Origin of the sequence: Actinomycetospora succinea, assembly GCF_004363095.1 — a bacterium.
Taxonomy (GTDB): domain Bacteria; phylum Actinomycetota; class Actinomycetes; order Mycobacteriales; family Pseudonocardiaceae; genus Actinomycetospora; species Actinomycetospora succinea.
In genome coordinates this window covers 526025-537740 of the sequence record NZ_SNYO01000003.1, presented here as the reverse complement: position 1 = coordinate 537740, position 11716 = coordinate 526025, and the positions used below count along the sequence as shown (strand labels likewise).

The 11716-nt window shown below is 77.2% G+C and carries 8 protein-coding genes; 7 read left to right on the top strand and 1 reads right to left on the bottom strand.

Annotated features, from left to right (window positions below):
* Positions 1-123: 123 nt before the first annotated feature.
* Positions 124-1626, bottom strand: coding sequence for a CCA tRNA nucleotidyltransferase (locus EV188_RS13840; protein WP_279536738.1), 1503 nt, complete (start codon positions 1624-1626; stop codon positions 124-126).
* Positions 1627-1804: 178 nt separating this feature from the next.
* On the opposite strand from EV188_RS13840, the gene EV188_RS13835 reads away from it, so the two are divergent.
* The 7 genes from EV188_RS13835 to trxB all read left to right on the top strand — a co-directional run bounded on the left by EV188_RS13835 (position 1805) and on the right by trxB (position 11701).
* The gene (locus EV188_RS13835; protein ID WP_243741718.1) at positions 1805-2233 is read left to right on the top strand and encodes an NUDIX hydrolase; all 429 of its coding nucleotides are present in this window, start codon (positions 1805-1807) and stop codon (positions 2231-2233) included.
* On the top strand, positions 2230-4536 hold the full coding sequence (locus tag EV188_RS31575; RefSeq protein ID WP_166659873.1) for a DUF6049 family protein: 2307 nt from the start codon (positions 2230-2232) through the stop codon (positions 4534-4536). Before EV188_RS13835 ends, EV188_RS31575 begins: the two co-directional genes overlap by 4 nt.
* A 599-nt stretch (positions 4537-5135) precedes the next feature.
* Positions 5136-7100 (top strand): murein biosynthesis integral membrane protein MurJ, encoded by a 1965-nt coding sequence (gene murJ, locus EV188_RS13825; protein WP_243741717.1) that lies wholly within the window; start codon positions 5136-5138, stop codon positions 7098-7100.
* Between the two features lie 125 nt (positions 7101-7225).
* Positions 7226-9151 carry a protein kinase family protein gene (locus tag EV188_RS13820; RefSeq protein ID WP_133826823.1) on the top strand — a complete coding sequence of 642 codons (1926 nt, stop codon included), beginning with the start codon at positions 7226-7228 and terminating at the stop codon, positions 9149-9151.
* A 57-nt stretch (positions 9152-9208) separates the two neighbouring features.
* Positions 9209-9880: an RNA polymerase sigma factor SigM gene (gene sigM / locus EV188_RS13815; RefSeq protein WP_133826822.1), complete on the top strand. Its 672-nt coding sequence runs from the start codon at positions 9209-9211 to the stop codon at positions 9878-9880.
* Entirely contained in the window at positions 9877-10545 is a 669-nt protein-coding gene (locus tag EV188_RS13810) for a hypothetical protein (RefSeq protein ID WP_133826821.1), read from the top strand. Before sigM ends, EV188_RS13810 begins: the two co-directional genes overlap by 4 nt.
* A gap of 49 nt (positions 10546-10594) precedes the next feature.
* Complete coding sequence (gene trxB, locus EV188_RS13805; RefSeq protein WP_133826820.1) at positions 10595-11701, top strand: thioredoxin-disulfide reductase; 1107 nt, start codon at positions 10595-10597, stop codon at positions 11699-11701.
* The last annotated feature ends 15 nt before the right edge of the window (positions 11702-11716 follow it).

Sequence of the window (11716 nt, the reverse complement as noted above, 5' to 3'; positions counted from 1 at the left end):
ACCGCGTCGGTCGCGCCGGACGGGCCCAGGTCGAGGTCGGCGGGCGAGACGTGGCGGTGCACCGGGCCCTCCCCGGTGCCGAAGACATAGGCCAGAGATGTCACACCCGGTTCGACGCAGGCGTCAGGCGTCCGGTTCCGTCCCGGTCTCGACTCCCTGGTCGGCGGCCCACCGCAGCAGCTCCTCGCGGGCCTCGTCGTGGTCGAGCGGCCCGCGCTCGAGCCGCACGTCCTTGAGGTGGCGCCACGCCTTCCCGACCAGCGGGCCCGGCGGGATACCGAGCAGCTCCATGATCGCGTTGCCGTCGAGGTCCGGGCGCACGCGCGCCAGGTCCTCCTCCTCGGCGATCCGCGCGATCCGCTCCTCGAGGTCGTCGTAGGAGCGCTGCAGCGCGGCGGCCCGGCGCTTGTTGCGGGTCGTCGAGTCCGACCGCACGAGCTTGTGCAGCCGGTCGAGCAGCGGCCCGGCGTCGGTGACGTACCGGCGCACCGCGGAGTCGGTCCACTCGCCCTTGCCGTAGCCGTGGAAGCGCAGGTGCAGGAACACGAGCTGCGCGACGTCCTCGATGACCTGCTTGGGGTAGCGCAGCTCGCGCAGCCGCTTGCGGGTCATCTTGGCCCCGACCACCTCGTGGTGGTGGAAGCTCACGCGGCGGCCGGGCTCGACCTTGCGGGTCGCCGGCTTGCCGATGTCGTGCAGCAGGGCGGCGAGGCGCAGCACCAGGTCGGGGCCGTCCTCCTCGCGCCCGATCGCCTGCTCCATGACCGTCAGCGAGTGCTCGTAGACGTCCTTGTGCTGGGCGTGCTCGTCGATCTCCAGGCGCATCGCCGGCACCTCGGGCAGCACGACCTCGGCGAGCCCCGTGTCGACCAGGAGCTCGATCCCGCGCCGGGGGTACGCGCCGAGCAGGAGCTTCGAGAGCTCGGCCTGCTCCCGCTCGGCGGTGATCCGCCCCAGCTCCGGGGCCATCTCGGTCATCGCCTGCTGCACGCGCGGCGCGACCTCGAACCCCAGCTGCGCGACGAAGCGCGCCGCGCGCAGCAGGCGCAGCGGGTCGTCGCCGAAGGAGGTGCGCGGGTCGGTCGGGGTGTCGAGGACACCCCGGGCCAGGGCCGCGAGCCCGCCGTACGGGTCGACGAACGTGCGGTCGGGCAGCGAGAGCGCCATCGCGTTGGCGGTGAAGTCGCGGCGCACGAGGTCGCCCTCGACGGTGTCGCCGAACGCGACCACGGGGTTGCGGGTCACGCCGTCGTAGGCGTCGGCGCGGAACGTGGTGACCTCGCAGGTCACGCCGTGGCGCACCGCGCCGACCGTGCCGTACGCGATGCCCGTGTCCCAGACCGCCTCGGCCCAGCCCGAGAGCAGCCGCTGGATGACGTCGGGCCGCGCGTCGGTCGTGAAGTCGAGGTCGTGCTCGACGGGTCGAGCTCCGCTGCGCTGCGTCTCCTGGTCCAAACGACCGAGCAGCGCGTCACGCACGCTGCCGCCGACGAGGTAGAGGCCGTGGCCGGCGTCGGCGAACCGGCGGGCGAGCTCGTCCGCCACGGGGGAGTAGCTCAGCATCTCGACCACCGCCGCGTGATCGGCGCCGGTCGTGGGCGAAGGGGCTGGCGCGGGTCCGGGCACGACAGGACAGGCTACCGCGAGCAGGGAGAGTGGCCGGGAGGGCGGATCCGCGAGCACGACACCCGCGCGTCGACCGGCCGACAGATCCCCGTCACCGCGGGGGCGCCGTACGATCGCGGGCGTGTCCAGCCCGTCCCGCCGGTCCGGCGACCGGCGACGACGCGGCTCCCGGCGGCGGATGCGCACGGTCGACGAGACCTCGGCGGGAGGCCTCGTCGTCGACGCCGCCGGCACGAGTGCGGCCCTCATCGGCCGCCTCGACCGTCGTGGGCGCCTGCTGTGGTCGCTGCCGAAGGGCCACCTCGAGGAGGGCGAGACCGCCGAGCAGGCCGCCGTGCGCGAGGTCGAGGAGGAGACCGGCATCATCGCGTCCGTGCGGGCGTTCCTCGGCAGCATCGACTACTGGTTCGTGGCCGAGGACCGGCGCATCCACAAGACCGTGCACCACTACCTCCTGCGGGCCCACGGCGGCGAGCTCTCGGACGCCGACGTCGAGGTCACCGAGGTCGCGTGGGTGCCCCTCGGCGAGCTCGACTCCCGCCTGGCCTACGCCGACGAGCGCCGCCTGGTGCGCCGCGCCGCCCAGATCCTGGAGGAGTCGGCGTGAGCCCTCCCCGCGGTCCGCGGGGAGCCCTGCGTCGTCTCCGTCGTCCCCTGCCGGGCCTCGTGGTGGCCCTGGTGGGGCTGCTGCTCGTGCTGCTCGCACCGCCGGCCGCGGTGGCGGCGCCGGGGGAGCGCTCGGTGGACGTCGTCCTCGACACCCTCACGCCCCGGGTGGTCACCGCCGACGGGCCGCCCGAGCTCGTCGTCAGCGGGCGGGTCGTCAACCGGTCCGCGGTCACCGCCCGCGACGTGGGCGTGCGCCTCGAGCGCGGCGCGGCCGTGTCGGGCAGCCGGGCGGCGCTCGGCGCGCTCGACGGGGCGGACACCGCGGGCGCCCCGGTGCGCACGCCCTCGATCGAGGTCGCCCCGCAGATCGCCCCGGGCACCGAGGCGCCGTTCCTCGTGCGCGTGCCGCTGACCGGCCCCGGCTCGCTCGCGATCGCCGCGGCCGGCGTGCACCCCGTGGTGGTGGGCGTCGACGGCGCGCTCGGCGGCGCGGGCGCGACGCGCCTCGGCGCCGTCCGCTTCCTGCTGCCCGTCGTCGGCGTGCCCGGGGGCGGCCCGCCCGCGGCACCCCCGGTCGGCCGCGCGGTCGGGGTCTCGCTGCTCTACCCGCTGGCCGACCGGCCCCGGCGGATCCCGGTCCTGCCCGGCGCGCCGACGCTGCTCACCGACGACGACCTGTCCACGTCGTTCGCCCCCGGCGGCCGGCTCGCCGGGCTCGTCGACGCCCTGGGCCGCTCCGCGCCGCCCGGGTCGGCCGCGGCGCGCTCGGTGTGCCTCGCGGTCGACGCCGACCTGCTCGAGACCGCCCAGGCGATGTCCGGCGGCTACGAGGTCCGCACGCCGGGCGGCGGCACCACGGCCGGCACGGGCGCGGCGGCCGCGGGCCGGTGGCTCGACGCCGTCCGCACGCAGGCGCGCGGGCGCTGCGTCACCGCGCTGCCGTACGCCGGCACCGACCTCGTCGCCACGACCCGCGGGGGCCAGCCCGACCTCACCGCGGCCGCCCTGAGCACCGGGACCCGGCGGGTCGGCGACATCCTGCAGACCACGCCGGTCGCCGACACGGTCTGGCCCGCCGGCGGCGTCGTCGACGAGCGCACCGCCGCCGCCCTCGCCGCCGGCGGCACGCGCAACCTCCTGCTCGACGGCGACGTGCTCGACGGCACGCTCCCGACCGGCGCGCTCGCCCGGCTCCCCGGCACGCCCGGGCCCGCGGCCGTCACCCTCGACCCGGTCGCCGCGGAGGCGCTCGGCCCCCGCACGGACGACGACGGCGACTCCACGAGCCCCGCCGGGACCTCCGCGCCGCTCGCCGCCCAGGACGCCCTCGGGGTGCTGGGGCTGCGGGCCCTCCAGGACACGCCCGCGACCGGGCCCCCGCCGGTCGAGGTGGTCGCCCCGCCCACCGACTGGGCCGCCGACGACGCCGAGGCGGGCGCGCTGCTCGCCGGCATCGAGGACCTGACCCGCCTCGGGCTCGCCCGCCCCCTCGACCTCGGCAGCGTCGTGGCCGGGGTCGACGCGACCACCCCGCTGCCCCGCGGCACGCTCGGCGCCCGGTCCCGCGACGTCGACGCCGTGCAGGAGTCCGTCGTGGCCCGCGCCGCCGCCGCCCGCGACCGTCAGCGCGAGCTGCTCGCGGCCACGGAGCGCGACGGGGTCGGCGCGCCGTCGCCGTCGGACTACGTGGAACCGCTCACCGACGCGATCCTGCGCAGCCTCTCCGCGGCGTGGCGCGGGGACCCGGCGGTCCAGGACGCCCAGGTCGGTGCCGTCGAGCGACAGGTCGGCGACCTGCGCGCGGCCGTGCGGGTCGTCCAGCCGTCGGGGTCGTACTCGCTCGGCACGAACGACGCCCCTCTGCTGCTCACGGTGGAGAACCGCCTGCCGGTGGCCGTGCGGGTGCAGGTCGTGCTCGAGCCCACGAACGGCCTGCGCACCGCGCCGCTGCCCGTCGTGACCGTGCCCGCGTTCGGCAGCAGGCAGGTCCAGGTCGAGGTGGAGGTCACCCGCGCCGGGCAGTTCCAGGTGGACGCCCAGGCCCGGACACCGGGGGGTGAACCTCTCGGTCCGACGGCTCGTCTGCTGCTGCGATCGACGGCCTACGGCACGATCACGGTGTGGTTGACCGCGTCCGCAGCCGTCGTGCTGGTGATCCTGGCGAGCGTCCGGATCGCTCGCCGGGTGCTGGCGGCGCGCCGCGACCGGACGTCCCGCCGCAGGCATCGCCGCGGGGACCCGACCGGTCCGGAGGGGCCGGAGGGGACGGACCTCCCGACGCGCGAGCTGCAGAAGCGGTGACGGCCCGCCGGCCGGACGACGCGCCCGCCGACGAGGTCGGGGCCGGGCGCGATCCCGACGCGGCTCCCGACGTCGTCCCCCCGCCGCCCCCGCCGGCGCCCGCCGACGGGCCGCCGGCGCGGCCGGGTGCGCCCGGCGCGCCCCTGGGGCAGCCCGGACGTCCCGGACCGCCGCCCGCCCCGCCCGCCGGGGCGCCGCGGCCGCCCCAGGGGCTCGCTTCCCCGCCGCAGGGGCCCGGCCCGTCGCCCCAGGGACCGCAGCCACCGGGTCCCTCGCCGCAGGGACCGCCTCCGCAGGGGTCCCCGCCCCAGGGGTCCCCGCCCCAGGGGTCCCCGCCCCAGGGGTCCCCGCCCCAGGGGTCCCCGCCCCAGGGGTCCCCGCCGCCGGGACCACCGCCGGGGCACCCCCGCCAGGGCCCGCTGCCGCCGCCCGCGCCGCCGCGTCCTCCGCCGGCCGGCCCGCCCGCCGGACCCCCGGGCCACGGCGGACCGCCCCCCGGCCCCGTCCCGCCGGGCCACCCCTCGGGACCGGCCGCGCCCGGACGTCCCGGCGCCCCGACCAGCCGCTCCGGACCGCCCGGACGGCCCGCCGGCGGCCCGGTGCCCCCGACGCGCCCGCCCGGCTCGCCGCCCGGCGCCGCCGCGGCCGAGCCGTCGACCACCGGCCTGACCGCCCCCACCGCCGCGGTCGAGGCCGTCGACGCCACGGGGGCCGCCGACCCGGCCGACGCCGGCGACCTCACGGCGACCGTGCCCGGCCGCCCGGCGGTCGACCCGCACCGCACCGAGGCCCTCCGCACCGGCCCGCGCGACGAGCGCACCGTGCGCACCGCCCGCCCGGCCCCGCTCGCGTCGTGGAGCGTCGCCGGGTCCCTCGACGAGACCGTGCTGCTCCCGCGCGCGCCGCTGGAGCAGGACGCGTCCGCGGTCCCCGCGCCCCGCGACCCGGCCGACGACTCCGCCCGCGACGACAAGGCGCTGGTCAAGGCGTCGGGCGGCATGGCCGTCGCGACCCTCGTCAGCCGTCTCACGGGCTTCCTGCGCACGCTCGGGCTGACCGCGATCGTCGGCCTCAACCTCGTCGGCAGCTCGTTCAACGTCGCGAACACGCTGCCGAACATCATCTTCGAGCTGCTGCTCGGCGGGGTGCTGACCAGCGTCGTCATCCCGGTGCTCGTCCAGGCCGCGAAGGAGGACGGCGACCGCGGCGACGCGTTCGCCCAGAAGCTGCTCTCGGGCGCGACCGTGGGCCTGCTCGTCGCGACGACGCTCGCGGTCGTCGCGGCACCCCTGCTCATCCGGCCCTACCTGGACCCGAGCGTCGACGTCGACCTCGCGGTCGACTTCGCCTACCTGCTCCTGCCGCAGATCTTCTTCTACGGCATGGGCGCCCTGTTCGGGGCGATCCTCAACTCGCGGGCCAACTTCGGTCCCGCCGCCTGGGCGCCGGTGCTGAACAACCTCGTCGCGCTCGTCGCGCTCGGCATCTACGCGGTCCTCCCGTCACCCCCCGTGGGCATCTCGAGCACCCAGCTGCTGGTCCTCGGGCTCGGCAGCACGCTGGGGATCGTCGTGCAGGCCGCGGTGATGCTCCCGGCGATGCGCCGCGTCGGCTTCCACTGGAAGTGGCGCTTCGGGTGGGACCGCCGCCTCTCGGCGTTCGGCGGGCTCGCGGCCTGGGTCGTCGGGTACGTGCTGGTCAGCCAGGTCGGGCTCGCCGCGATCCTGCGCGTGGCCTCGGGCTCCGACGAGGGCGGGCCGGCGATCTACAGCTACGCCTGGCTGCTCATCCAGGTGCCCTACGGCGTGCTCGGCGTGTCGCTGCTGACCGCCCTGATGCCCCGGATGAGCGCCGCCGCCGCGAACGGGCGCACCGACCAGGTCGTCGCCGACCTGTCGCTGGGCACGCGGCTGTCCACGGTGACGCTGCTGCCGATGAGCGCCCTGCTCACGGTGTTCGGCTCCCAGCTCGGCGTCGCGCTGTTCAGCGTCGGGCGCTCCGGCCCGGAGGGCGCCGCGTCGCTCGGCGGGGCGATGGCCGCATCGGCCTTCGGGCTGCTCCCGATGGCCGTCGTCATGCTCCAGATGCGCGTGTTCTACGCGATGAACGACGCCCGCACGCCGACGCTCATCATGGTCGTCATCACGGCGATCAAGGTGCCGATGGCCTACCTCTGCCCGGTGCTCCTGCCGCCCGAGCAGGTCGTCCTCGGGCTCGCCGGGGTGAACGCGTTCGGGTTCGTCGTCGGCCTGGTGGTCGGCAACATCTGGCTGCGCATCCGCCTCGGCCACCTGGACACCCGGCGGGTGCTGCGGACGTTCGTGCTGTCGCTGCTGGCGTCGATCGTCGCGGTGCTCGTGGCCGTGCTCTGCGTGACGCTGCTGGAGCGGGTCCTCGGGGGGAGCACGTCGCTCGTGCTCCGGTCGTGGCTGGTGCTCGTCAGCGGCTCGACGGCCTTCCTCGTGGTCGTCGCCGTGGCCATGCGGCTGCTGCGCGTGCCCGAGCTGGAGCCGGTGGTCTCCCGTCTGCGCCGCCTGCTGGGCCGAGGGCGCGCGCGGACCTGACCACCCGCCGGACCGGCGTTCGTCCACGCGGGTGTCCGGGGCAACCCCGACGGCGGGCCCGGCGTCCCCCGAGGCGGACCGACAGTCCCGTAGGCTCGCACGACGTCGAGGGGGAGGTGAGGGAGGTGGCCGGCGAACCGTCGGGGGACCGCGCGCCCGCGAGCCCCCCGTCCGAGGAGACCGAGGCCGCCGGCCGGGAGACGAACGGGCACGAGCCGCCCGCGTCGACCCCGCCGCGCCGCACCGGTGTCGGCATCGACGGTCCGACCATGCACGTGGCCCGCACCGAGTCGGCGTCAGCGACCTCGGCGACCTCGGAGGCCACCGGCACGACGTCCGCCACCCCCAACGGCGCCGGCCGCTCGCCGCGCGGGCCCGCCGCGCAGGGTCCGGGTCCGGCCGGTCCTCCCGGGCCGCCCTCGGGGCCCTTCCCGGCGCCGCCGCGTCGCCCGCAGCGTGGTCCGGGCGGTGCCCGCCGCCCCGGTCCGCCGTCCGGTCCCATGCCCGCCGCCGGGGCGCTCATGCCCGGCACCCTGCTGGCCGACCGCTACCGCCTGGTCGCCGAGGTGGGCCGCGACCGCAGCGCCGACGCCACCCTGTGGAAGGCGCGCGACGTCATGCTCGAGCGCGACGTGGCGATCACCCTGCTCGTCGGCTCCTGGCAGGGCGACGCCCGCGCCGGGGCGGCGCTGTCCCGGGCCACGCGCTCGGCGCACTTCGAGCACCCGCACGCCGCCCGCATCCTCGACGTCGTCCGGCCCGGCGGCAGCCCGCTCCCGCCCGGGGTGCTGGGGGCCGCGGTCGCCGAGTGGACGCCGGGGCGCGACCTCGCCGAGCTCGTCGCCGACGGCCCGCTGCGCCCGAGCGCCGCGCTGCGCGTCATCGAGCCGCTCGCCGACGCCGTGGCCGCGGCGCACCGCTCCGGGCTCGTCCTCGGCCTCGACCACCCGCAGCGCGTGCGGGTCAGTGCCCGCGCCGCCACCCGTCTCGCGTTCCCGATGCCGCGCGGCGACGCCACGAACGCCGACGACGTCCACGGCCTCGGCGCCCTGCTCTACCTGCTGCTGACCGCCCGCTGGCCCGGCAGCGAGGGCGCGCGGACCCCGGCCGGCCTGCGCCCCGCGCCCCACGGGCCCGACGGCGCGCCGGTGTCGGCCCGCCAGCTACGTCCCGACCTGCCGACCGAGCTCGCGGCGCTGGTCGACCGCACCCTCGACGAGGACGGCGGCATCCGCACCGCCGCCGCCGTGCACCGCCTCGTCACCCAGATGCGCGAGGGTCTCGAGGACGACGGCGTGCTGCTGCCGGTGCTCGAGAACGGCCAGACGATCGACGCCGACGACCCCACCGAGGTGTGGCACGACGACGGCGTCCCGGAGCCGGGTCCCGACCCGTCGCGCAAGAAGAAGCTGCGCCTCGGGGTCACCGCGCTCGTGCTGGCCACGCTCGCGATCCTCGGGTTCCTCACCTACCAGGTCGTCTCGGTGGTCGCGGGCGGCGGCTCGTCGGCGCCGCCCGTCGTCGTCATCCCGCCCGAGACCCCGTCCGCGGCCGCCCCGCCCCCGGGCACGCCGGCTCCCGCGCCCGCCCCGGCCCCCGCGCCGGGCGGCCCGGTCCAGCTCTCGAGCGTCGCCGTGTACAGCCCGGCGGGCAGCCCCGACAACCCGACCCGCATCAACCGCGCGGCGGACAACGACCCGTCGACCACCTGGTCGACCTCGCAGTACCGCCAGCAGCTCCCGGCGCTCAAGCCCGGCATCGGGATGATGACCACGTTCACGGCGCCGTCCGCGGTGGCCGCGGTGACGGTCCGCTCGCCCAGCCCCGGCACCCGCATCGAGATCCGGTCCGCGCCCGCCGCCGACGTGCCGATCGCCCAGACCCAGCTGCTCGGCAGCGGGACCGTCGAGGGCGACCAGCTCCGGATCCCCCTGCAGGCCGCGCCGCCGACCGGCAACCTGCTCGTCTGGATCACGGCGCTCGGGCAGGACGACGACGACCGCTACATCAGCGAGCTCGCCGACGTGACGATCGAGCGCGCGGGTCCCTGAGCCGGCTTTCCCCAAACGGCCCCGGGGGCGGCGCGCCGGTGGCTAGCGTCCCGGTCCGTGCCCGAGCCGCCCCCGTCGCCTGCTGACGTCCGCAGCGACCGCGCGCTGCTCGCGGCGCACGTGGCGGGGCAGGCCGGGGCGTTCGACGAGCTCGTGCGCCGCTACGCCGAGCGCCTGTGGCTGCTCGCCTTCCGCACCCTCGACCATCGCGAGGACGCCGCCGACGCCGTCCAGGAGACCTTCGTGTCCGCCCTGCGCAGCGCCCACCGCTACCGCGGGGAGTCCGAGGTGTCGACGTGGCTGCACCGCATCACCGTGAACGCCTGCCTGGACCGCATCCGGCGCCGCCGCACCCGGGCCGTCGAGCCGCTCGCCGGCCACGACCTGCCCACCCCGCGCGACGGGATCGACGACCACCTCACCCGGCTCACGGTCGCCGACGCCCTCGCCGCGCTGCCGGACGGCCAACGGCTCGCGGTGGTGCTCGTCGACGTGCACGGTTTCTCCGTCACCGAGGCCGGGGCGATCCTCGGGGTCGCCGAGGGCACCATCAAGAGCCGGTGCGCCCGGGCGCGGGGCCGCCTGGCGGGGCTGCTCGGCCATCTGCGGCCCCGCGACGAGACCCGCGACACCACCCGCGACGAAGCCGGCGGGAACGACGGGGGCACCGGCGGCGTCCAAACCACGAGCGGACCGACCAGGCGGGCCCGGAGGGGAGGAGGACCGTGACCGACGACGACCGTGCCGACCACCGGCCCGACCGGCCCGACATCCCCGACCCGGGCGACCCCGAGGTGGCCGCCGCGCTGGCGCGCACCCGTGCCGACCTCGCGGCCCACGCCGCGCGCACCCCGGCGATGCCGGCCGGGCTCCTCGGCGACATCGACCGGGCGCTGGCCGCCGAGCGTGCCGAGCCCGTCGACGACGCCGTCCACGACCCCGTCGACGACCCCGTCCGCCCCCGCCGGTTCCGGCGCCTCCTGGTCGGCGCCGCGGCGCTCGCCGTCGCCGCAGCGGCCGCGGTCGCGGTGGTCGTCGCCTCCGTCGCCACGCCGGCCGTGCCCGCCCCGACGCCGACCGCCGCGCCGGCCCCGCCGCCCGACACGCCGGTGCTGGGCAGCGGCGACGGCGTGTCGGCCCTGCGGGCCGGTCTGGGGCGCGCCGACTACGGACCGCTCACCGATCCCGGACGCCTCGCGGGCTGTCTCGCCGCCCACGGGGTGCCGCCGGGGACCCGACCGGCGGGCGCACGGCAGGTCGTCGTCGACGGGCGCGCCGGCGTGCTGCTCGTGCTGCCCACGGGTACAGCGGCGCGCTTCCGCCTGCTGGTCGTGGAGCCCGGATGCGCGCCCGGGGCGCCGCTCACCGTCTCCGACACGCTCGTCGGCCGGTGAGCGGCGTCGCGTGGGGAATCCTGAGGGCCCCCGAGACGTTGACGACCACGTGAGCGACCAGACCATCCACGACGTCATCATCGTGGGCTCGGGCCCGGCCGGGTACACGGCAGCGGTCTACGCCTCGCGGGCCCAGCTCGACGTGGTGGTGTTCGAGGGCAGCCAGTTCGGCGGCGCCCTCATGACCACCACCGGTGTCGAGAACTACCCCGGCTTCGCCGAGGAGATCCAGGGCCCCGAGCTGATGGACCAGATGCGCCGCCAGGCCGAGCGCTTCGGCGCGGTGCTGCGCCCCGAGGACGTCGACGCGCTCGACCTCACCGGGGACGTCAAGTCGGTCCGCGCGCACGGCACCGAGTACCGCGCCCGCTCGATCATCCTCGCGATGGGCGCCCAGGCCCGCTACCTCGGCGTGCCCGGCGAGGAGAAGCTGCTCGGCCGCGGCGTCAGCGCCTGCGCCACCTGTGACGGCTTCTTCTTCCGCGACCACGACATCGTCGTGGTGGGCGGCGGCGACTCCGCGATGGAGGAGGCCACCTTCCTCACGCGGTTCGCCCGGTCAGTGACGATCCTGCACCGCCGCAGCGAGTTCCGGGCGTCGGGCATCATGCTGGACCGCGCCCGCAAGGACCCGAAGATCACCATCCGCACCGACACGGTGGTCGAGGAGGTCCTCGGCGAGAACACCGTCGAGGGCGTGCGGGTCCGCAACACCGTCACCGGCGAGGAGGAGACGCTGGACGTGTCCGGCTTCTTCGTCGCCGTCGGCCACGACCCGCGCTCGGGCCTCGTGCGCGACGTCGTCGACACCGACGACGAGGGCTACGTCCGCGTGGCGCTGCCCGGCACGGGCACCAACATCCCCGGTGTCTTCGCCTGTGGCGACCTCGTCGACCACACCTACCGGCAGGCCATCACGGCCGCCGGCAGCGGGTGCCAGGCATCCATCGACGCCGAGCGCTGGCTCGCCGAGCAGCCGAGCAACACCCGCGACACCGCGCCGCCGCCCACCCCGGGGGTGGACGGTGCCGAGGTCGACGAGCTCGACTCGATCCACGCCCGCGACGGTGGCCCCGAGGCCCGTGGGGGCACCCGCGGCTCGGTGGACGAGGGATCGTCCGAGCCCGCCGGCGACGCCGTCCCCGCCCCGTCCTGATCCGTCCCGACATCC

Excerpts from the sequence above, each read along its gene's own strand:
- EV188_RS13835 (WP_243741718.1), top strand. The coding sequence starts at position 1,805 with ATGCGCACGGTCGACGAGACCTCGGCGGGAGGCCTCGTCGTCGACGCC.